Origin of the sequence: Paraburkholderia terricola (genome assembly GCF_003330825.1) — a bacterium.
Classification (GTDB): domain Bacteria; phylum Pseudomonadota; class Gammaproteobacteria; order Burkholderiales; family Burkholderiaceae; genus Paraburkholderia; species Paraburkholderia terricola.
Genome location: NZ_CP024942.1, coordinates 1,763,364 through 1,786,367, shown reverse-complemented (window position 1 = coordinate 1,786,367; position 23,004 = coordinate 1,763,364). Strand labels below are relative to the sequence as shown.

16 protein-coding genes are annotated in these 23,004 nt (G+C 64.2%); 6 read left to right on the top strand and 10 right to left on the bottom strand.

What is annotated here, in order from left to right; genetic code table 11:
- The first annotated feature begins 20 nt into the window (after positions 1-20).
- Positions 21-365 carry a cupin domain-containing protein gene (locus tag CUJ90_RS26575; RefSeq protein ID WP_114164218.1) on the top strand — a complete coding sequence of 115 codons (345 nt, stop codon included), beginning with the start codon at positions 21-23 and terminating at the stop codon, positions 363-365.
- Between the two features lie 332 nt (positions 366-697).
- Entirely contained in the window at positions 698-2,056 is a 1,359-nt protein-coding gene (locus CUJ90_RS26570; protein WP_114164217.1) for an MFS transporter, read from the top strand.
- A gap of 76 nt (positions 2,057-2,132) precedes the next feature.
- Here CUJ90_RS26570 and CUJ90_RS26565 read toward each other — a convergent pair whose 3' ends face one another.
- From CUJ90_RS26565 to CUJ90_RS26540, 6 genes are all read right to left on the bottom strand, one after another.
- Positions 2,133-3,293 (bottom strand): glycoside hydrolase family 53 protein, encoded by a 1,161-nt coding sequence (locus CUJ90_RS26565; RefSeq protein ID WP_114164216.1) that lies wholly within the window; start codon positions 3,291-3,293, stop codon positions 2,133-2,135.
- 123 nt (positions 3,294-3,416) lie between these two features.
- Positions 3,417-5,381, bottom strand: a complete 1,965-nt coding sequence (locus CUJ90_RS26560) for a beta-galactosidase (RefSeq protein ID WP_073428555.1) — start codon at positions 5,379-5,381, stop codon at positions 3,417-3,419.
- A 37-nt stretch (positions 5,382-5,418) separates the two neighbouring features.
- Complete coding sequence (locus tag CUJ90_RS26555) at positions 5,419-6,270, bottom strand: carbohydrate ABC transporter permease (protein WP_073428556.1); 852 nt, start codon at positions 6,268-6,270, stop codon at positions 5,419-5,421.
- A gap of 19 nt (positions 6,271-6,289) precedes the next feature.
- Positions 6,290-7,195, bottom strand: a complete 906-nt coding sequence (locus tag CUJ90_RS26550; RefSeq protein ID WP_114164215.1) for a carbohydrate ABC transporter permease — start codon at positions 7,193-7,195, stop codon at positions 6,290-6,292.
- Between the two features lie 66 nt (positions 7,196-7,261).
- Positions 7,262-8,515, bottom strand: a complete 1,254-nt coding sequence (locus CUJ90_RS26545; RefSeq protein WP_114164214.1) for an ABC transporter substrate-binding protein — start codon at positions 8,513-8,515, stop codon at positions 7,262-7,264.
- A gap of 113 nt (positions 8,516-8,628) precedes the next feature.
- Positions 8,629-9,768 (bottom strand): ABC transporter ATP-binding protein, encoded by a 1,140-nt coding sequence (locus CUJ90_RS26540; RefSeq protein ID WP_114164213.1) that lies wholly within the window; start codon positions 9,766-9,768, stop codon positions 8,629-8,631.
- A 213-nt stretch (positions 9,769-9,981) separates the two neighbouring features.
- On the opposite strand from CUJ90_RS26540, the gene CUJ90_RS26535 reads away from it, so the two are divergent.
- The 4 genes from CUJ90_RS26535 (at position 9,982) to CUJ90_RS26520 (ending at position 14,379) form a co-directional block, all read left to right on the top strand.
- On the top strand, positions 9,982-10,998 hold the full coding sequence (locus CUJ90_RS26535) for a LacI family DNA-binding transcriptional regulator (protein WP_073428559.1): 1,017 nt from the start codon (positions 9,982-9,984) through the stop codon (positions 10,996-10,998).
- A gap of 142 nt (positions 10,999-11,140) precedes the next feature.
- Complete coding sequence (locus CUJ90_RS26530) at positions 11,141-12,448, top strand: type II toxin-antitoxin system HipA family toxin (RefSeq protein ID WP_114164212.1); 1,308 nt, start codon at positions 11,141-11,143, stop codon at positions 12,446-12,448.
- Entirely contained in the window at positions 12,420-12,725 is a 306-nt protein-coding gene (locus CUJ90_RS26525; protein WP_114164211.1) for a helix-turn-helix domain-containing protein, read from the top strand. Before CUJ90_RS26530 ends, CUJ90_RS26525 begins: the two co-directional genes overlap by 29 nt.
- 181 nt (positions 12,726-12,906) lie before the next feature.
- Entirely contained in the window at positions 12,907-14,379 is a 1,473-nt protein-coding gene (locus CUJ90_RS26520) for an NAD-dependent succinate-semialdehyde dehydrogenase (protein WP_114164210.1), read from the top strand.
- A 92-nt stretch (positions 14,380-14,471) separates the two neighbouring features.
- On the opposite strand, the gene CUJ90_RS26515 is transcribed toward CUJ90_RS26520, so the two are convergent.
- The 4 genes from CUJ90_RS26515 to CUJ90_RS26500 form a co-directional block, all read right to left on the bottom strand.
- The gene (locus tag CUJ90_RS26515) at positions 14,472-15,197 is read right to left on the bottom strand and encodes a haloacid dehalogenase type II (protein ID WP_114164209.1); all 726 of its coding nucleotides are present in this window, start codon (positions 15,195-15,197) and stop codon (positions 14,472-14,474) included.
- Positions 15,198-15,278: 81 nt separating this feature from the next.
- On the bottom strand, positions 15,279-16,595 hold the full coding sequence (locus tag CUJ90_RS26510; protein WP_114164208.1) for an MFS transporter: 1,317 nt from the start codon (positions 16,593-16,595) through the stop codon (positions 15,279-15,281).
- A 412-nt stretch (positions 16,596-17,007) separates the two neighbouring features.
- Entirely contained in the window at positions 17,008-22,599 is a 5,592-nt protein-coding gene (locus CUJ90_RS26505; RefSeq protein WP_114164207.1) for an ATP-binding sensor histidine kinase, read from the bottom strand.
- Positions 22,596-22,970, bottom strand: a complete 375-nt coding sequence (locus CUJ90_RS26500) for a response regulator transcription factor (protein ID WP_073432282.1) — start codon at positions 22,968-22,970, stop codon at positions 22,596-22,598. The genes CUJ90_RS26505 and CUJ90_RS26500 overlap by 4 nt, the downstream gene beginning before the upstream one ends.
- Positions 22,971-23,004: the final 34 nt, after the last annotated feature.

Below are 23,004 nucleotides of genomic sequence, written 5' to 3'. Positions count from 1 at the left end.
ATTCAAAAGGCAGCGTGAAGATGAAGGTTCAACACATCGAGCAGAGCGTGAATCTGCAGAATCTCGAGGATTGGGGCACCGCGGGCCTGCCCGGCACGACGCCGGCCCAGGTGTCGGGCGTGCAGCGCGTGATCAAGGGCAGCGAATCCGTCGACGCCGGCATTTTCGAATGCACGGCGGGCACGTACCGGCGCTCGGTCAAACAGGCCGAAGTGATGCACTTTCTCGCGGGGCGCGGACGCTTCACGCCCGACAACGAAGAAACGATTCATTTCGCGAGCGGCGATACGCTCTTTTTCGAAGCCAACACTGAAGGGCTGTGGGAAGTCGAGGAAACCATCCGCAAGGTTTATGTGATCTTCTGAACCGCTTGCTTGCATGAAGCGCCGCGCCGCGTTCAACCTGTGGACGCGGCGCTTGAAATCCCCCTTCGCATTCTGTCCTCTCCCGGCGCCTGCCGTCACATCGACGCGCGCCGCGGCATCCCCAGCGGTTCGCGCCGCCTGATCCATTCTTGCAAACGATGTCGGGTAATCCCGCGTTGACCCGTTCTCGTCAAACTCACTACAGTCGCACTTGTTCATATAAAGAATCACGGTTCTATATCCGAACAAACTAGCCAGCAAATATCGACAGCGGTCGTAAAATAAGAAGAGGCCCGCCATGAACGAGCCTTTTCGCAGTCAGGAGACCCACCATGAACCGCAGCACCGCTGTGAACGTTCAAACCTTCCTCAACGAACAGCCCTTCTCGCCGTTCCAGTGGCTGATCTTTTTCATGTGCTTCGTCATCGTCCTGCTGGACGGTTTCGACACGGCCGCGATCGGCTTCATCGCGCCTTCGCTGATCGTCCAATGGGGCATCACGAAACCGGCGCTCGCGCCGGTGCTGAGCGCGGCGCTATTCGGTCTCGCGTGCGGCGCGCTGGGCTCCGGGCCGCTGTCGGACCGGCTCGGGCGGCGCTCCATGCTGCTCGGCTCGGTGCTGCTGTTCGGCGTGGCCTGCCTCGGCTCGGCGTTCTCGAACAGCATCGAGCAACTGACCGTGCTGCGCTTCATCACCGGCGTCGGTCTCGGCGCGGCCATGCCGAACGCCGTCACGATGATGGGCGAGTACTGCCCGGACCGCCGCCGCGCGACCCTGATCAATCTGATGTTTTGCGGCTTCCCGCTCGGCGCCGCCTTCGGCGGTTTTCTCGCCGCGTGGATGATTCCGCACTTCGGCTGGCGCAGCGTGCTGGTGCTCGGCGGCGTCGCGCCGCTTCTGCTGCTGATCGTGCTGGTGTTGCAAATGCCGGAATCGGTCCGCTACATGGTGGCCAACAACAAGCCGGTCGAACGGATTCGCGCGGCGCTCGCGCGCATTTCGAGCGAAGCGGCGCAAGCCGGCACCTTCGTGATGACCGAAACCGCGCCGCAAACCGGCGGCAAGGGTCTCGCCGTGGTGCTGTCGCGCTCGTACATCATCGGCTCGGTGATGCTGTGGATCACCTACTTCATGGGCCTCGTGATCTTTTACGCGTCGATCAACTGGATGCCGATCCTGCTGAAGGACGCCGGACTCACGCCGCAACGCGCAACGCTGATCTCCGCGCTGTTCCCGCTCGGCGGCGTGGGCGCGGTGTTGTGCGGCATGCTGATGGACCGCTTCAACGCCAACCGCATCATCGCGGCCTGCTATGCGCTCACCGCGATCAGCGTGTACTTCATCGGCCAGGCGGTCGGCAACGTGGGCGTGCTGGTGTTCATCGTGTTCGTCGCGGGCGTGCTGATGAATACGGCGCAATCGTCGATGCCGGCGCTCGCCGCCGCGTTCTATCCGACCGAAGGCCGCGGCACGGGCGTGGCGTGGATGCTCGGGATCGGACGCTTCGGCGGGATCGCGGGCTCGTTCCTCGTGGCCGAACTGGCGCGCCGGCATTTCTCGTTCGCCGGTATCTTCGCGACGATCGCGGTGGCCGGCGTGATTTCGTGCGTGGCGCTGCTGATCAAGCAGGCGGTGCGGCCGCACACGGCCGCGGCGAATGCGCCGAAGGCGGAGTCGTTCGGGCATTGATGCGGGCATTGATGGGGACAAGGAAGCAGGCGCCGGGACGCTGGCGCCTGCTATCGGCACAAAGATTTCGCCGCTTCTAGCGCTTGCGGAACGCGTCCAGCGAACTCAGCGCGTTGCCCTTGAAATCGAACAACGTATTGTTGTCCCACTGATCGCCGGCGCCGACTTTCCATCCCACGTTCGGCGTCGGTATCCACTCGGGTTCCCACCAGAACACGCCCTTGCCGTGGCCGCCGGGGATCGCCTTCACGATATCCGTCACCGCGCCGAGAAACTGCGCCTGGCCGGCAGGCGTCTGCGGGAAAGCCGTCGACCCGGTGTTGGTCATCGCGTTCGGCTCCGAATCACCGTCGCTGGTGGTCCACGGATAAGCGGTCTCGACGACCATCACGTCCTTGTCGTAGCGCGTCGCCAGATCGTTCGCATTGTTTTGCAGATCGCTTAGCGCCCCCTGCCATTGGGGGTAATACGACAGGCCGATCACATCGAACGTGACGCCGCGCTGTATCGCGCTGTCGTACCACCAGCGGCTCGTCGCGTTGTTGCCGCCGCTGTCGATATGCAGCATCACCTGGATGCGCTCGTCGACCGATTTGACCGCGTCGTGCCCCGCCTTCAGCAACTGCGCGAGGTTGTCCCACTGATCGTACTTGCCGAGCGGCCACAGCATGCCGCCGGTGATTTCGTTGCCGACCTGAACCCACTCGGGACGCACCCCGTCGCGCTCGAGCATCCTGAGAACATTCGACGTGTATTCCGACAACAGCGCGCAGGTTTGCGCGATGTCCTTGCCCGCCCAGGCATGCGGCGGATACTGCTTGCCCGGATCGGCCCACCAGTCGCTGTAGTGGAAGTCGATCAGCACGCGCATGCCGAGCGCGGCGGCGCGCCGCGCCAACACGCGCACATGTTCGGCGTTGTTGTAGCCGGCTGCCGGGCTTTGGTCGGCGGGGAAAAAATCCGGATTGCCGGGATCGTTCCAGACCTTGATGCGGATCGAGTCGACGCCGTGCTTCTTCAGGAGCAGCAGACAGTCGAGCGGCACGCCCTGCTCGTAGAACTTCGCGCCGTTCGCCTCCAGTTCCAGCAGCGTCGAGACGTCCGCGCCCATTGCAAACCGCTTGCCACGGCCGGCCAATGCCAAATCGGCAGCAAGAGCCGGCGTGCCGACCGTCGCCCCGACACCGGCCGCGGCCGCGGCGGAAGCGAGCCATCCCAGCATTTCTCTTCGGTTCATCTGTCATCCTCCATGTTGAATGGCGGCTTTTTGGAAGGCCGCCTGTTCGGGGTTGAAGCGCCTGTTATCCCGCCTCCCGCGATGCCTTCTTTCGACTTGATCCACGTCTGGCCGAATGCCGGTTCAAGCGTCCTGCCATGCGCAGACATCGCCGGTTTTCAGCAGCGCATCGCCGAGCACGAATGTGGCGTTGGCCGGCGCGGGCGCTTGCACCGGCTGCGCGCCGAAATTGAACGCGAAGGTCAAACCGCCGCGGCGGCGAATGCGCAAGCCGTCGGCGAGCTGTTGCGTTTCGATGCCGGCCTCGTTCGCCGCCTGCTGCAAGACCGCGCGATGCAACGCATGCGATAGCCACGCCGCCACGTAACGCACCTTGCCGCGCGAAAGAATCGCGGGCCACGCGTCGTCGAACTGGGCGTCGATGCGGGTCTCGCCATTGGCGCGAACATGCTCGCGCCAATGGATCGCCACGCCTTGCGCGTCGCCGATGGAAATCGCGGGCGCAAGCGTCGGACGCAGCGTTTCGACTTCGAGCACCTGCATCGGCAGGACGCTTTGCAACGCGCCAGGCGGCAGGCTCGAAGGAATCGCGAAGGTGGTGGTTTTCGAACCGCTTCGCGGACCGAAAACCCAGTGCGCGCTGCCGCGCTCGATCTGCTCGACGAGCGCAGCGTCGATCACCGCGATGCTCGGCACGACCACGAGGCGATATGACGAAAGGTCGGCCTTGCTCGAAACGATATCGACGTCGAGCCCGAGTTCGCGCAGCGACGCGTAATAGTCGAACACCAGCGTCTGATAATCGAAGCTCTTGCCGTGGCGCTGAATCTCGAACATCCATTGCGTCTCGTAGTCGAACACGACCGCAACGGACGCGCGCGCGGGCGCGCCGAGTCCCGTCAATGCCGGCGACCGCGCAATCTCGCGCGCCGCCTGTTGCACTTCCAGACCGCCCGGCGAGAGTTCGTTGTTCGGCAGATTCAGCCCGGAATGCATCTGCTCCTGCGCATACGGGCACTGACGCCAGCGGAAATACGACACCAGCTCCGCGCCGTGCGCGAACGCCTCGTAAGCCCAGAGGCGGACCATGCCCCTGGCCGGCACCGGATTCCACGGCGCCCAATTCACCGGTCCGGCCTGCTGCTCCATCACCCAGAAACGGCCGCGACCGATCGCCCGATAGCGGTCGTGATCGAATGCGGAAACATCGGGATGCGCGGTGCGCGCGTAACGCGCCTTCTGCTCTTCCGGCAACGCGATCGATTCGGTGCGCGCGATCGGATAGCTGTCCCACGCGGCCACGTCGAGCGCGTTGTCGTCGGCAAAGCGGTAGTGGTCGAAGGTCGTGAAGAAACCCATGAAGTTATGCAGCAGATCGGCGGCCGGCGCATGCTCGTGCAATACCTCGATCTGCTCGCGATGAAAGCTCGCCACTTCGTCCGACATGAAGCGGCGAAAGTCGAGCAGATGAATCGGATTGGCGTCGGTGGGCGTGAGATTCGGCAAGCCGATTGCGTCGAACGACGGATACTCCATGCTCCAGAACACGTTGCCCCACGCGTCGTTCAGCGCGTCAATGCGCTCGTAGCGCTGCCGCAGCCACGCCTGAAAGCGCGCCCGTGCCGCGTCGGAATAGCTCGGCACGGTATCGTGGCAACCGAGTTCGTTATCGGTCTGCCACGCGACGATAGACGGATGCCGTCCGTAGCGCTCGGCCATTGCCGTGACGATGCGCCGGCACTCGCGGCGATAGACTTCGCTTGAAATGTCGTAGTGGCGGCGCGAACCGAAATTCCAGCGCGTGCCGTCGGCGCGCACCGGCAACACGTCCGGATGCGCGTCCATCAGCCACTTCGGCGGCGACGCGGTCGGCGTGCCCAGCACGAGTTTCAGTCCCGCATTGGCGAGCGTGGCGACGGCTTCATCGAGCCATTCCCACGCGAATTCGCCGGCGCGCGGCTCCATCCGGCTCCACGCGAATTCCGCGATTCGCACGTGCGTGATGCCGAGTTCGACCATCCGCTTTGCGTCGTCGGCCCACATCGATCGCGGCCATTGTTCAGGGTAGTAACACACGCCAAGTTGCATGAGAGAGTCTCGTGGGTAGATGAATTCGAACGGGCGCTCAGCCCTTGCTTGCGCCAAAAGTCAGGCCGGCGACGAAATGCTTTTGCATCGCGAAGAACATCAGCACCGAAGGCAACGCGGCCAGCACGGAGCCCGCCGCCACCAGGTTCCATGCGGTTGTCCACTGACCCTTGAGCGCCGCGACGCCGACGGTGATCGGCGCGGCCTCGTCGCCTTGCGTGAGACACAGCGCCCAGAAGTAGTCGTTCCAGACGAACGTGAACACCAGAATGCCGAGCGCGGCGAGCGCGGGACGGATCAGCGGCAACACGATGCGCCAGTAGATGGTCCATTCGCTCGCGCCTTCCACGCGCGCGGCCTCGATCATTTCGAACGGCAACTGCTTGATGAAATTGCGCAGGAACAGCGTGCAAAAGCCGGTCTGAAACGACACGTGAAAAATCACCAGCGCCCACACGGTATTGAAGAGCCCGACTTTCAGCGCCATGTCGCGCACGGGAATCATCAGGATCTGGATCGGCACGAAATTGCCGGCGACAAACGCGAACAGCACCGCCGTATTGCCGGGAAACCGATAGGTCGCCAGCGCGAAGCCCGCCATCGACGCCAGCACGATCGCGCCGAGCACGGACGGCACGGTGATCAGGACGCTGTTGGCGAAGTAATGCAGCATCGGCGTTTGCGTGAGCGCGGTGCCGTAGTTCTCGATCAGCGCGAAGTGCTGGGGCCAGCCCCAGTAATCGCCGCGAGAGAGTTCATCGGAAGAACGGATCGACGTGACCAGCACCGCCAGCATCGGCAGCAGCCACACGAGCAGCGCGATCGGCAGCGACGCTTTGTACAGCGTGCGATTGAGCGGTTTCCAGCGTTCGACGGGAAGCGGATACATGACGCGTGACTCCTGGAAATCAACGTTCCTCGCGCAGCATGCGGCGCAGATGGAACACGATGTAGACGAGCATGATGGCGAACAGCACGACGGCAATCGCCGCGGAATAGCCTTCGCGGTAGTACTTGATGGCCTGGTCGTACATGTAATAGGCGAGCACGGTGGAGCTGTCGAACGGACCGCCGCCGCTCATCACGGCAATCAGGTCGAAGCTGCGCAGCGCGCCGATCACGGTCAGCACGACGGCCATGAACGTGGCGGGCCGCAGTTGCGGAAGAATCACGTGCCACAGGAGACGCAAGCCCTTTGCGCCCTCCATGCGCGCCGCCTCGACCACTTCCGGGTTGATGCCCGTGAGACCGGTGAGATACAGCACCATGCAGAACGGCGTCTGCGGCCATAGCGCGGCGAAGATGATGCCGAACGTCGCCGTGTTGGGATCGCCGAGCACCGGAATGCCGTGGCCGACGATCAGGCGCAGCAAGCCGAAGCCGGGGTCGTAGAACCAGCTGAACACGAGACCGACCACCACGCCCGAGAGCACGAACGGCGCGAAGAACAGCGACTTCACCACGCGCATGCCGCGCACATGCTGGTTCAGATACAACGCGAACAGCAGACCGAGCGGCGGCGCCAGCAGGAACAGCGCGAGCCAGATCAGGTTGTTCCTGAGCGCCGTATAGAACGTGTCCGCATGAAACAGCTCGATGTAGTTATCGAAGCCCGCGAACGTCTTCGGCGTCATGCCGTCCCAGTGATAGAAGCTGAGCGAGATGCTGCTGAGAATCGGGTAAATCACGCACAGGCAGAACAACGCGCAACCCGGCAGCAGGAAGAAAAACGCGGCGCGGTGCTGGTGACGGCGCGTCGTCGAGACGTGACGGTACCGGGCTGCGGGCAGGCGGCTCGCTGCGGAATCAGACATGGATCGGGCCTCGTCGAAAATCGAAGGCGAGCGCCGGCCGTGGCTAGGCCGCCGGCGCTCCGGGACTTACTTCTTGTAGATGCGCTTGCGCGTCGTTTCGAGGCGCGCGAGCAGCGCGTCGAGTTGCGACGGATCGCTGTAGAACTGCTGCATGGCTTTCATGCCTTCGTCGGCCATTTCCTTCTGCATGTCGCGATCGTAGAACTGCGCGATGCCGCCCCTGGTGTTCGCGAGCGTCTGGAAACCGACCTTCGAAATCGGATCGTCCGGTTCGGCGGCCAGGCTGTTCGACGGCAGCGTGCCCCAGCCCTTCGCGAGATCGGCGTTGATCTCCGGCCGCTCCATGAAGGCCAGCAGCCTGCGGGCGTCGGCCTTGTTCCTTGCCTTCGCCGGAATCAGCAGCACGTTGACCGGACCGTCCTCGGCCATCGGCACGTTCGCGTCGATCACGGGAAAGCGGAAGAAACCCGTTTGCGGTTTGAGCGGCGCCGGAATGCTCGCCGAGAAGAACGTGCCCATCAGCATCATCGAGGCCTTGCCGTTCACGAGAAACGGCGCGATCGAATCGAGGTCGTATGAAAGCGCGTTGTCGATGTAGTAGTGATCGTCGATCAGCGTTTTCCACGCGGTGTAGACCTTCTTCACGCGCGCATCGGTGTACGGCACTTCGCCGGCCATCAATTGCTGATGGAAAGCGTTGCCGTTGATGCGCAGGTCGAGATAGTCGAACCATGCGGCCAGTGTCCAGCTATCGCGCGCGGCGACGGCGATCGGCGCAACGCCGCTGGCTTTCAGCTTCTTGCAGGCGTCGAGAAATTCATCCCATGTTTTCGGCTCGCTCCTGATGCCGGCCTTCTCGAACAGATCCTTGCGATAGAAGAAGCCGTAGGCGTCGTAGCCGAGCGGCGCCGCGTACTGCTTGCCCTTATAGGTCGACGCTTCCTTCACCGATGCGTACTGCTGCGACCAGCCGTTCTTGCTCCAGTCGGGCGAGAGATCTTCGAGCAGGCCGCGTTGCGCGTAATACGCCATGCGCTCGCCGTCGTGCCACGACACGAGGTCGGGCGGATCGGTGGCGAGCCAGCCGCCCATTTGCACCTTGTACGCTTCCTCGGTGATATAGGTCACCTTGAGGTCGACGTCGGGATTGGCTTTTTTGAACTTGTCGAACGCGTCCTGCCACGTCGAACGCTGGTTGCCGCGCGCCGATACGTTGACGGTGAGCGTGGCGGCGTCGGCGACGGCATGGCACAGCGAGCCGGCAAGCAGCGCGACTGCAATCGACGCATGGGCAAGACGGCGAAGGCGAAGAGCAATCATCTTTTGTCTCCTTGACTACCTTGTTGGCTGACAGCGAATGGCTGGCAGACGGTGTAACCCGCTCTGTGGCGGAATTCGGTTGGGTGAAGCTCGAGCACGCGTTACGTCGTGACTCACGCGGCCACGCGCTCGGGCTCGAACGTGCTGCGCCGCAAAGCCACGCCGTCCGCGTCGAACAGATGGCATGCGGAAGGCGGCACATGAATGCGAATGCGCTCGCCGGATTCGATCGGCGTATCGCCCGGCGCCTTGGCGACGAGCGAGCCGGCCGCGTGATCCGCGTGAATGTAGCTGTGCTCGCCGAGCCGTTCCGACAGCACCGTCACGCATTGAATGAACTGCCCGTCGCCATCGAGCCGCAAATGCTCCGGCCGCACGCCGAGCGTGACCGCCTGGCCGCGCTGCAAGCGTTGGCCGTCGACATGCACGCTCAGGCGCTCGCCGCCTTGAGCGAACGTGAGCGCCACTCTGCCCGGCTCGATCGAGTCGACCACGGCATCCACGAAATTCATGCGCGGCGAGCCGATGAACCCCGCCACGAAGCGCGACTTCGGATGGTGATACAGCTCCAGCGGCGCGCCCGTTTGCGCGATGCTGCCGAAGCGTTCGGCATCGGCGCCCGCATGCAGCAGCACGATTCTGTCGGCGAGCGTCATGGCTTCGACCTGATCGTGAGTCACGTAGACCACGCTCGCATTCGCGAACCGTTGATGCAGCCGCGCGATTTCGACACGCGTCTGGCCGCGCAGCGCGGCGTCGAGATTCGACAGCGGTTCGTCAAAGAGGAACACGCCGGGTTCGCGCACGATGGCCCGGCCGATCGCGACACGCTGCCGCTGTCCGCCCGAGAGCGCTTTCGGGTAGCGCTGTAGAAAGTCCTCGAGTTGCAGAATGCGCGCGGCTTCGCGCACCTTGCTCTCGATAACGTCTTTCGGTTGCTTCGCGAGCTTCAGGCCGAACGCCATGTTGTCGAACACGGTCATGTGCGGAAACAGCGCGTAGCTCTGGAACACCATCGCCACGCCGCGCTTTGCGGAGGGCACGTCGTTCATCAGGCGCCCGCCGATGTGCAATTCGCCTTCGCTCAAGTCTTCGAGACCGGCGATCATTCGCAGCAAGGTCGACTTGCCGCAGCCCGAGGGCCCCAGGAAAACGCAGAACTCATGCTGCGCGATGTCGAGGTTCACTCGCCGGATCACCGGCGGATGGTCGTCGTATGACTTCTGCACATTCGTGAGACGGATCGTCGCCATGCTGCCTCCGCGCGGATTTAACCGCTTAAATTTCGTGGAAAAAGAAATCGGCGGGCCTTGTGCGGCAGGCGTTTAATCGCTTAAATTCGAGGGCGGGGAAAGAATTCATGATGGTCGTCTCCTTGTGTCTTGCTGCGTTTTCGAGAAAGTATCAACCTCGCCCGCCGCTTGCAACATTTGAATCACATTCCCTGAATCTGGGATCAACAAACCATGGTCACCCTGTCCGAAGTGGCGAAGCGCGCGCACGTCACCGCCGCCACCGTTTCCAACGTGCTGCGCAACCGCGAGAAGGTCCGCCCGGAAACCGCCGAACGCGTGCTGAAGGCGATCGCCGATCTCGGCTACCGGCCCAATCTGAACGCGCGCGCGCTGGCCGAGGGCCGTTCGTCGACGCTCGCGTTGATGCTCTCGAACATCTCGAACCCCTTCTACCCCGAGTTCGTGCTGGCCGCCGAGCGCGCGGCGCGCAAAGCCGGCCGCTTCCTGATGGTTTGCAACACCGACGACGACGCCGAGATCGGCCGCGCGTATCTGAACCAGATCGCGGGCACGTTGGCGGACGGCGTGCTCGTCATGAACACGGACATCGAGATCAACGATCTGTGCGCGTCGGCGAGACATAGCGCGCCGATTCTGCTCGCCATGTGGGAGCACCCGGAGACACCGCCCGCGCTGCCCTGCATCGCCGTGGATTTCGCGCGCGCGGGCGCGCTTGCCGCGCGGCATCTGCTGGAACTCGGGCATCGCGAGATCGGGCTTTTGATCGGCGATGGTTGCGGCGGCTTGCAGGATGCGCGCTCGAACGGCTTTCGCGCGGTGATGCGCGAAGCCGGCATCGAAACCGACGCCGCCGCCGTGCTGCAGATTCGCGATTCGATCGATGCCGGCTACGCCGCCTGCATGCAGTTGATGACGAACCGGCCGCATTTGACCGCCATCTTCGCGACCAACGATCTGCTCGCGATCGGCGCGGCGCAAGCGTTGATCACGCTCGGCCGCGCGGTGCCGGACGACGTGTCGGTGATCGGCATTACCGACATTCAGCTCGCGCACCAGGTGCACCCCGCGCTGACCACGGTCGCGATTCAAACCGCGGCGATCGCGGAGTTGGCGATCGAAAGTTTGATCCGGTTGATCGAGACGCCGGAACGGCAGCCGTCGATGGTGCTGGCCGCGCCGCCGGAACTGGTCGTGCGCGCGTCGACGGGGGTGCGGAGGAGGGAATAAGCGGGTTTTCACTGTTGGGTGGGAAGGGAGGCGGCCTTGGTAAGTTGTCGGCAACCGATTCTGCTAAAAAGCTCTTATAAGAGGCGTATAAACCCTTCCCGGCCGTATTGTGCTACATTTATGAGGCATTAGGAGTGACCTCATGAATTGCACCCTGCAGATATTCCTGGACAATCGCTGGGTCGACTGCGCACAGATCGAGTTCAACGGTGGCCTTTGCCAGTGGAATTACCTGGTTGAGTACGCCATCGAGCGCGCGGACACCCCGCTATCCCTGGCTGAGCCCGTGGATATGGAAATCCGCGCAGCCCGGACCATGCCCGCCTTCCTCTACGACCTCGTCCCGCAGGGGGCGGGGCGTCGCTTTCTGTTGGGCGAGCTAAAACTCGCGGACGGCCCCGACGCTGATTTTCCGCTGCTTGGCGCGGGCGCGTTCAATCCGATCGGCCGAATCCGCGTCGCCGAGGCCGCCAACTACTTCGAGGCGCACGTGGCGCGGCACCCGGCTGCGCGTGGCCTGCGCGGCCTGACGATCGACGAAGTCGTCGTGCGCAGCGACGAGTTCAAGGAAAAGATGTTCCTGCACGGCATGCTGGGCACCGGCACCACCGGAGTCCAGGGCGCGGCGCCGAAATATCTGCTCACCCGGGACCGCGCGGGCCTGCTGCATGGCGACGCCGTCTTGCCTGACGCCGAAGCCACGCAGCACCTGATCGCGAAACTGCCGCGCGGCAATAGTGCGGCCGATGAAAAAGTCCTGCGCAACGAAGCTGCCTACATGCGGGTGGCTGCCGCGCTCGGTATCCGCACGCACTCGGATTTGCCGACCCTTCACGGCGACGTGCTGCTGGTCCCGCGCTTCGATCGAAGCGCGAGCGACGGGAAAGTTGCGCGCCTCCATCAGGAAAGCGTGGCATCCATTCTGGGGCTGTCCGGCTTCGATCTGCGTCCAAGTCTCTTCGACGTGGTGGCTGCCATCCGCAAGGTCGTGACTGATCCGGCAGCAGAAACGCTCGAATTCATCAAACGGGACGTACTCAATCTGGCGCTGCGCAACACGGACAATCACGCGCGCAATACGGCCGTGCAGTCGGCCGAAGGCAAAGTCCGGCTCACACCCCTGTTCGACTTCGCGCCAATGTACCTCGATCCCGATTTGATACCGCGCGTATTGAGGTGGTATCGGCCGGACACCGGGGTTGAGTTGACGGACTGGGGCGACGTGCTCGCGGCGCTACCTGTACCCGCTCACGAGCGCCGCATGCTCGTCGAGGCATTGAGCCGCTTTGCCGCGCGGGTCGAACGCCTGCCCGGCATCATGCAAGCGCAGGGCGTCGATTACGACATCATCGAGTTCCTGACGCAGCACATCGATACGCAGGTTCGACAACTCAAAGCCCTTCAACCACCACAAGCTGACCATGCCGCGCCGGAACCGACCTACCCGTGAAGAGCAGAACGCGCTGCGCCGCGCTTTCTACGAAAGGATCGACGCGGGCGACATGACCATTCCCGAGGCCCTTAAAGCGATGCGCGCGATGACCGGTCTCACCCAGGCGGAATTCGCCGCGCACCGGGGCGTGAGCCGCCGGGTGATCCAGGACATCGAGCGCGGGACCGGCAATCCGACCGTCGACTCGCTCAATAGCGTGGCGAAGCTCTTCGGCCTGAGGGTCGGCTTCGTCCCGATCAGGCGAAAGGAACCCGCTGCGCCGACTTCGAGCTAACAGCCATTTCAGCAGCGGGAACACCCCGCAGCATAAAATGCTGCGCCAGCCCCAAAAAAACCTCGCGCACACCGTGAAAGCCCCGGCCAGGCGGTTTCATTGACTGCGCCGCACGCGTAGCATCGATCCATCACCCGACCCGAAATAAGCGGCCGCGCCGCCGCATTGAAGGAGCACTCGCATGTCTCTCGCCTTGACGCGCAACGAACTGATCCGCCCGCTCAATCTGATCGACGGCACATGGACCGGCGCCGCCGACGGCGCCCGCTTCGCCGTCACCAACCCGGCCACCGGCGAGACGATCGCCGAAGTCGCGAACAGCAGCGCGGCGGATGCCCGCGCCGCCACCGACGCCGCCGCACGTGCGTTCCCCGCATGGCGCGACAAGCTGCCGCGCGAGCGCGCCGAGATCTTGCGCCGGTGGCACGCGCTGATCGTCGCCAATACTGAGGACCTCGCGAAACTCATGTCGACGGAACAAGGCAAGCCGCTCGCGGAGAGCCGCGGCGAAGTGGCATACGGTGCGTCCTACGTCGCGTGGTTCGCCGACGAGGCGACGCGCATCTACGGCGACCTGATTCCGCAGCAGCAGCGCGGCAAGCGCATGAGCGCGGTGAAGGAACCGGTCGGCGTGGTCGCGGCGATCACGCCGTGGAATTTCCCGCTGGCGATGATCGCGCGCAAGATCGCGCCCGCGCTCGCCGCCGGTTGCACCGTGATCGCCAAGCCCGCCGAGGATACGCCGCTCACCGCGCTCGCGTTGGCCGCGCTCGCGCAGGAAGCCGGCTTGCCGAACGGCGTGCTGAACATGCTGTCGGCTTCGCGTGAGAACGGCATCGCGGCGGTCGCCGATTGGCTCGCCGACGCGCGCGTGCGCAAGATCACCTTCACCGGCTCGACGCCGGTCGGCAAGCATCTCGCGCGCGAATCCGCGGCCACGCTGAAAAAACTGTCGCTCGAATTGGGCGGCAACGCGCCCTTCATCGTATTCGACGACGCCGATCTCGACGCGGCGGTCACGGGCCTGATGGCGGCCAAGTTCCGCAACGGCGGCCAGACCTGCGTGTGCCCGAACCGCGTGTATGTGCAAGCCGGCGTCTATGCGCGTTTCGCCGACCTGCTCGCGACACGCGTCGCCGCCCTGAAGGTCGCGCCGGCCACCGACCCGCAAGCGCAGATCGGTCCGATGATCAACGCCCGCGCGATCGACAAGATCGCGAGCCACGTGGAAGACGCCGTCAAACAAGGGGCAAAAGTGCTCACGGGCGGCAAGCGCCTGACCGAACTCGGCCCGAACTACTATGCGCCGACGGTGCTCACCGACACGCGCGACGGCATGCTGGTGTGCTGCGAGGAAACCTTTGGCCCGGTGGCGCCGCTGTTCCGCTTCGACGACGAAGCCGAAGCGATCCGCCTCGCCAACGACACGCCGTTCGGACTCGCCGCCTACTTCTACACGCAGGACGTGCGGCGCATCCACCGCGTGGCCGGCCAGCTCGAAGCGGGCGTGATCGGCATCAACGAAGGCGCGGTGTCGAGCGAAGCGGCGCCGTTCGGCGGCGTGAAGGAATCGGGCTATGGCCGCGAAGGCTCGAAGTACGGCCTCGACGATTACCTGTCGATCAAATATCTGTGCCAGGGCGGGCTCGATTGATACGCCGCCGTGCTTGCTGAATTCCGCTGCCGCCGACACGCCATCGCACCGTCTGCAACAATGCGCCGAGGCGGCAGCCTCTGCTTCGAGCACTACCCGCGCTGCAAAGCTTCCTGATGCGCTTTCACGAGATCGGCCATGCTGTTGAAGCGGAAGTCGATCCTCGGCTGTGACCCGGGGTCCATCGTCGCGCCGAAGCCCTGCTTCGCATGACGTCGATAAATCCAGCACGACGCGAGACCGAATGCGTTCGCCGGTTTATGGTCGTGAAACAGGCTCTCGGCCGTGTGAAGAATCGTCTCTTTCGAGATTCCGCGCTCGCCCAGTTTCTCCAGCATGTACTCGAAATTACGCGGCGACGGCTTGTATGAACCGACGTCTTCGGCCGTGATGATCGCGTCGAACTCCACCTGCAATTTCGCGTTGCTATACGCAAAGCTTTCGTTGTCCACGTTCGAGAGGATGACGAGCTTGTAGTGCTTTTTCAAATACCGCAGCGCTTGTGCCGAGTCTTCAAAGGCCGGCCAGTTGCGAATGGACTCGCCATAAGCCACGCAGTCCGCGAGCGTGAACGGCACTTGCCATTCTTCCGCGAGACGCTTGTAGACGATCGACAGCAGTTCCCGATAACGCCGCGCGGGCGTGTACCGCTGTTGCGACGACTCATGCCGCGCGTGAGCTTCGAGCACCTGGTCACGCGTCAGCGGCTGCGCGACGCGTTCGAGCAGCGGCCGCAAGCCCTCGAAAATGCCCGTTTCCCAATCGATCAAAGTGCCGTAGCAATCGAACGTCAGCGTATCGAAGTCGGTCAGTTGCATGCCATTGCCTCAGTGGTTCGCGGATTGAAGCCACAGTGTAGAGGCTTCCAGCCGCGGCCGTTACGGCAATCACATCTCGTCTCACTGGCCCGGACGCTCGGCGAACCTCAGATCATTGCCACCACTCGCATCGGCCGGCGCGCTCGCCGTGTCGAGCGGAATATCCGGCCGCATGAAGAACGTCGCGACGATCCCCACGGCGAGCAGCCCGAGCGAACCGGCGAACGGCAGCGTCCAACTGCCCGTGCGATCGACCACGAGACCGAACACGATAGGCGTGAAAATGCCCGCCACCGCCGAGCCGGCATTCACCAGCCCGCTCGCCACGCCGACGTGTTTGGGCGTGATATCCATCGGCACGGCCCAGACCGGTCCGATCGTCATTTCGAGGAAGAAGAACGAAAGGCTCATGCACGCCGCCATGACCGGCAAGGATTTCACGACCATCACCGGCGCAAGGAACACCAGCGCGCCGAGGAACGCGCCGATAATCACGTTGCGCCGCGCGGCGACCACGTTGCGCGTGCGCTTCAGCACGCGATCGCTGAGCACGCCGCCCGCCGTATTGCCGACCACGCCGGACAGAAACACGCCGGCCGAAAACATCGCGGAGCTTTTCAGATCGAGCCCGCGCCCGTGCATGAAGAAGGTCGGCAGCCACGTGAAGAAGAGCCAGCCGGTCCAGCCATAGCAGAAGTACACGAGCATGGTCGGCCCGATGCGTTTGATGAGACGCCGCCACGGCGTCGGCTCACTCGTTTTTTCGATGGCGACCTTGCCCGCGGGCGGCAATTCCGCTTCTTCCTGCGCCGTCATATGCCGATGCTTGCGCGGATTGTCGGTGAAATACCATGCGTAGACCAGCACCCATGCCAGCGTCAATGCGCCGACCACGAAGAACGACGCGCGCCACGACGAGAACGCGACGAGCAAGGCGACAAACGGCGGCGTAATGGCGTTGCCGAGCCGCGAAAAAGAATGGGTGAGACCTTGCACGAAGCCGCGCTTGCTGGACGGAAACCAGTTGGTCAGGGCACGCGCCTGCGCGGGCAAGGCCGCGCCTTCGCCGACGCCGAGCAACATGCGCGCGCAGAACAGCGACTCGACGCCGCCCGCCAGCCCCGTGGCGACGGTGGCGACGATCCAGATGCTCGCGCAGACGACCAGCGTCAGCTTCGCGCCGAAGCGGTCGCTGACCCAGCCGCCGATCACCTGACAGATTGCATACGTGTAGGCGAACGCCGCGAAGACGAGGCCCACGTTGGTATTGCTCAGATGCAGATCATCGCGGATCAGGCCCGCGGCCGCCGAGAGATTGACGCGATCGAGATACATGATGAACGACATCCCGCACATGATCGCGAGAATCGCTCGACTGACTCTGGGTCGATGAAACATTGTCTCCTCCGTTTTTTTTCACGACGCCGCGTATGGCGCGTGCCGGCAGGCTTGATGCGTTCGAGCCGGTATGCGCCCAGTTTTGTGGGACATTAGGTGAGCGCCGGATGGTTGACCAATGAATTGTTTCGATACGGCGATCACCCGCGGTTATCGCGCGCGCCTCGTGGCGACGATGAGGAGTTCGTCGTGCAGGTGCCGATCGAACTTGTGCTTGCCGTAGCGGGCGGTGGCAAGACGCGCGCCGTCGAGCGCGCCGTCCCGCCAGCACGTTACTTCCGGCTCGTTTTCATGCGTTGTGCGGCACCTCGATGCGCTCCCGTCAATGACTGATTGCGCCTGGCATACTCAGTCTTTTAAGAGGCTGTCCTGGTTAAAAATGCCCTGCGCCGCGAGCGAACCGGCTCGGCGGTCAAGGCAAAACCGGGTGCTCGGCCACCGGCAGCGTAAATCCGAACACCGTCCCCGTCGGCTCGCCCGGCGTGGCGGTCAATGTGCCGCCATGCGCCTCGATGATCGACTTGCAGATCGCGAGGCCCATCCCCATGCCGGTTTCCTTCGTCGTAAAGAACGCGTCGAAAATGCGCGGCGCGATCTCGGCGCTGATGCCGCAGCCGTTGTCCTGCACCGACACCGTCACCGAACCCTGGCCGTTGACCGATGTGGCGACGCTCAGCAAGCGCTGCCGCGCGTCGAGATGGCTCATCGCATCCGCGGCGTTCATGACGAGGTTGAACAGCACCTGCTGCAATTGCACGCGATCGGCCAGCACCGCGCAACGCGACGCCAGATCGAGCCTGACGTTCACGCCCTTCTGCTCGATTTCGGCGGCCGCCAGCGCGAACACCTCGCGCACCACGCTGTCGACGAAGGTCGGCACCGGGCTCGGCTTCGCTTCCTTGGCGAGCGATTGCAGCGAGCGGATGATGTCGCCGGCGCGCTTGCCGTCCTTGACGATATCGCGCAAGCCGGCCAGCGCCTCGTGCATGTCGGGCTCCGGGCGGTTCAGCCAGCGCACGCCCGCGCTCGCGTTCGAGACGATGGACGCGAGCGGCTGATTGATCTCATGCGCGATCGAAGCCGCAAGCTCGCCCATCGTGGTCGCGCGCGAGGCGCGCGCCAGTTCGATCTTGGCGTTTTGCAGCGCGAGTTCGGTCATGTGACGCTCGGTGTAATCCGTCACCACGCCGACGAAGTTGCTCACGCCCGAAGGTTCGCCGAGCGCTTCCAGGTGCCGGACCGCGCCGCCGGGCACGCGCACGCGGAATTTCATGCGGAACGGCGTGCGCTCGCGCGTGGCGCGCTCCACCGCTTCGCGGTATGCGTCCACGTCCTCGGGATGAATGCGTTCGATGATCGCCTCGTCGCTCGGGCTGCCCCTCTCCATCGGCCAGCCGAACACGTTGTAAAGCTCATCGGACCAGTAGCGTTCGCCGCTCAGACTGTTCCAGATGTAGCTGCCCGACCGGCCGATCTTCTGCCCCAGCGCAAGCGCCTCCTCGCTCATTCGCAACGCCGACTCGGTCTGCTTTCTGCGCTTGTTTTCCTCGACGAGTTCCGCATAGAGGCGCGCCGTCTCCAGCGAAATCGCCGCCTGTGACGCCAGCAATTCGAGCACCGACGTGCGGCTCGCGGTGAAAACGCCGGCCGTCAGGTTGTTCTCCAGGTACAACGCGCCGATCACGTTGCCCTGCTTGACGAGCGGCAGACACAGCACCGAACGCACGGAGCGTTCCGCAAGCGACGTATCGAACGAAAAGCGCGCATCGCGCCGCGCGTCTTCCACCACCACGGGCTTGCGCGTGCGCAGCGCCGTATAGAACACCGACAGCGGAATGTACGAGCCCTCGGCGCGTTCGCCGGATAGCGTCACCTGAACGCCGCCCGGCTCCTCCTGCCCATGCGCCTCGATAACCGGCACATCGTCCTTCAGCAACATCAGCGCGCCGCGCTGCGCGCCCGCGTGGACGATCGCCAACGTCACGAGCGTTCTGACCAGCTTGTCGAGCACGATCTCCTCGGATAAGGCCTGCGACGATTTGAGCGCGGACACCAGATCGAACTGCTCCTGCGCGTCGGCGATTTCGACCGCGGCGCGCGCCGCGCCAGGCCGCTCGAACGCATGATGCAGCGGACGTTCGGCGCGTTCGAGCTGCTCGACCTTGAGAAGCGCGCCCCAGCGGGTATAGCCCTCGATCGCGCAGCGGTGATGATGGCGCGCCGCGGTGAAAAGCCCGTTCGACTTGCAGCACAGCGACGCGAGTTCATGAGCGAGCGCGTGGCTGTGCGTGAAACCGTTCTCCGCCGCCGCGCCCGCCGCCTGCTCGTAGAAGGCCAGCGCCTCGAGCGGCGAGCCCTTGAGCCGCGCGACCTCGGCCTCGACGATCAGCAGCTTGTCCTTGAAGGTGGCCGGATTGATCCGCGCCCAGTGCCTCAGCTTCGCCAGATGCGGCTCGATCTTCTCGACGGCCTCGTTGTGATCGGCGCAGGTTTTCGCAAGGTTGAGGGCTTGATAAAAGTGATAGTCCAGCAGATGAATATGCGCGGGCGTCGCCCACTTCAACTCGCCGGCCACGCTCAGGCAATACGCCGCGTTGTGATGGTCGCCGTGGAAATAGCAGGAGACGCCCTTGAACAGCCAGATCCAGAAACGCAGGGTGGTCATCTGCGTGTCGAGCAGCGCGGGGTCGAAGGTCATTCGCCCATCGACCACCATGCCGAAATTGCCCGGCAGGCCAGGCCCGCCGCTCAGGCTATGCACGAAGCGCTTTTGCAGTTCGAGAATGTGCTCGACGTCCTTGAAACGCACGCGCCGCGCGAACGAAAGGCCCACGTCGATTTCCTTGTCGACCTGATCCAACGGCACGCCCTGGGTCAGCAGGTCCGACACGATGTGATTGCACGCGTAGCAGCTCATCGTCAGATCGCCGCTCGGACGCGCCGATTCGAACGCGCCGCGCGCGCATTCCAGCACGTAGGGCAGCGGCTGCGTCCACACGCTCACCTGGTCGAGCGCAACGAGCGTGCTGGTCACCGCCGACTGGTAGCCGCGTTGCTCGGTCAGCCTGCGGCCGAGCCGCGAATATTCGAAGCCTTCCTCGTAGCGGCCGAAGAAGTCGGCCACATAGACGCCGAACCAGGCGAAACAATGCGCCGACGCCGCCGTGACGCCATGATCGATCGTCAACTGCGCCATGTGGCACAGGTGCAGGAAACCGAGCCGTTCGTTCACGAACGAGGCCGGCGCATAGACGCTCGCCAGCAGATTCAGTTCCGATTCGATCGCCTCGTTTTGCAAGGCCGGCAATTCGGCCAGCGACGCGATGCTGCGCGTGCGCAGCGATTCGTTCAGGCGGTTATACGCGGCGTCGACATCCGCCGCTTCGGGATAACGCGGCATGTCGCGGCCGAAGAGCTTGATGCCTTCCAGCGCCGTCTCGATCGCGGCCTCGTAGTCCGACAGATGCTGCTGCATGTCGACCTTGAGCTTGTACACCGAGGCGCGCGCGATCACCGGCAGGTCCTGGCGCAGCAGCGTCTCGATCCGCGCGCCCGCCGCTTCGAAGTCGGCATTCAGGATATGACACTGCACGCGCAACAGGCCGACCTCGAAGCCGAGCGAGCGCGAATAGTCGTCGCCGCTCGCGTCGAGCAGATTTTGCGCGACGTCCAGGTAGTTCAGCGCCGATTGAATCGCGATCGCTTCCTTCGCGTGGCGGGCCGCTTGCAGACAGATCTTGCTGAACACGCGCGTTTCGTCGGCATCGAGCGAATGAAACGCGCCGGCCGCCTGCGCCAGTTGAATGTGATGCGCGATTTCAAAGGCCGACTTGCGGACCTCGCGCACGTTGAACTCCTCGAACAGCACGCGCGCGATGCGCGCATGTTCGGCCGCGCGGTCGCGCACATCGGTCAGCGCATACGCCGCTTCCTGCACGCGGTCGTGCGCGAAGGCGAAGCCGGTTCTGTCCGACAGCACGAGCCCCGCTTCGACGGCGGGACGCAGGCGCCGCTCCAGTTCGGCATCGGCGTCACGGTCGATCCGCAACAGCGTGGTCTTGTCCACCCGCCGCCCCATGAACGCCAGCAGCCGCAGAACGGCCTGCGCGTCGGCGGGCAAGCGGGCCACGCGCGTGACCATCAGGTCGACCACGTTGTCGGAATACTGATGCTCGCGGATGCGTTCGAGCTCCCACGTCCAGCGGCCCACGATCCCGTCGTAACGGATCAGCTGATTGTCGGCCAAGGCCAGCAGCAGTTGCTTGACGAAGAACGGATTGCCGCCTGTCTTGTCGTGAACCACCTGGGCGAGCGCCAAGACCTGCGCGGGCGCGCAATGCAGCGCGTCGGCCAGCAACGCGGCGACGTTGGCGGGATCGAGCGGCGCGACCGCGAGCCGCGTGACGCGTGCCGCGCCGCCCGGCAGCGCGTCGAGGAAAGCCTTGAACTTCGGCGAACGCTCGACCTCGTTGTCGCGATACGCGCAGATCAGCAGCACATGCCTGATCTCCGGATTCGTGACGAAGCCCGCGATGAAATTCAACGTGGCGTCGTCGAACCAGTGAACGTCGTCGAAGAACAGGATCAACGGATGCTGCGCGGTGGCGAACACGGAAATGAGCCGCGTGAGCAACGCCCGGAAACGAAGCTGCGCCTCCACCGGCGGCAGATCCGGCACCTCCGGCTGCGCGCCCAGCACCAGTTCGAGTTCGGGAATGAAACTGGCGAGCAGTTTGCCCTGCCATTGCAGCGCCTCGCGCAGCACGTTGCGCCAGCGTTGCAGATCGGCCTCGGGTTCGCCGAGAATGCGCTGGAACAGCGAGCGCACGGCCTGCATCAACGGCGCGTAGGGCGCGTTCTGTCCGTATTGTTCGAGCTTGCCCGAAGCGAACAGCGTGGGCGACTGGGCCGTGGCGCGGTGCGCGCTTCGCACCAGTTCCGATTTGCCCGCGCCCGAATACCCGGACACGAGGATCAGTTCGGGGCTGCCTTGCCGCGCATTGCGCCGGAACGCCTCCAGCAGCGTGTCGTGTTCGTTCGCCCTTCCGAACAGACGATGCGTGACCGCGAGGTGCCTCACGTTGTCCTCGGCCGCGGGTTCGAACGGCACGATGTGCTGCATTTCGTTCCAGTCCGCGAGACAGCGGCGCAAATCCGCTTCGAGACTCGACGCGCTCTGATACCGCTCGTCGGGATTCTTGGCGAGCAGCTTCAGAATGATCGCGCCGAGCACCTCGGGAATCGCGTGGCGAAATTGCAGCGGGTTCGCGGGCTGACGCGCGACGTGGTTGTAGACCCACTCCACCGCGTCGTTCGCTTCGAATGGCAGCCGCCCCGTGAGCAGTTCGTAGAGCGTCACGCCGAGCGAATAGAGATCGCTGCGCTCGTCCGCGTGACGCTCGGCGCGGCGCGCCTGTTCGGGCGACATGTAGGCGAGCGTGCCGTATAGCGTGTCGTGCGCTTCCGCAGCCGGCTCACCGGCGGCGCTGGACGCGTCGCGCACGCCCAGCAGCCGCACCGTGCCGTCCGCGCCTTCCAGCAGATTCGCCGGCTTGAGGTCGCGATGAAGCACGCCGCGCGAATGCGCATGCCGCAACGCGCGGGCCGCGCCCACCGACAGTCGCAGGAAACGGCCGGGCGCGATGGTTCCGTCCGCCGCGAGGTGAATCAGCGCGCCGCCGCCATCCTCGCACACGAGAACCGGGCTCTCGGCTAGCCGCAAGAGCGCGACGGGCCGCACGGCCCACGTCGATTCGAGTCTGGAGGCGGCGGCGAACTCCTGCTGCAAACGGCGGAAAACGGCTTCCGACGGAACGTCGGTGGCCGCCGCGATCAGCCACGACTGCAATCCGTCAGACGACCTCGCGCGATACCGCACGATGTTGCCGTCGATCAGCAGCGGTTCGAGCAGGAGCTGATCGAACCACGCCTGATCGAAGTGGATGACGACGGCGGATTCGCCGGGGCCGGGACCGGGGCTCTCGATGATCGCGTCCGTGCTCAATTCGCCGCCCCTTTGCGTCCGATCGCAAGCTCGATCGAATCGAGCAGCATTTCTTCCGCAAAGGGCTTGCGCAGAAAGCCGACCGCGCCCTGCCGCATGGCGCGCTGCACGGTGTCATCGTCGCCGTGCGCCGACATGAACACGATGGGAACCCGCCGATGCTCCGCGTTCAGTCGACGCTGCACGTCGAGCCCCTGCATGCCCTGCATCCGCACGTCGAGCAACACGCACAACGCATCGTCGACGACGGGCGAGGCAAGGAAGTCCTCGCCCGATGAAAAGGACACGGTCGTATAGCCCACGGCCTTCAGGAGATTCCCGAGACCGCTCCGTACCGAGGCGTCATCGTCGACGATGCAAACAAAACTCATGGCTGCCTGGACTCCAAGGGCGCGCGAGGCGCGC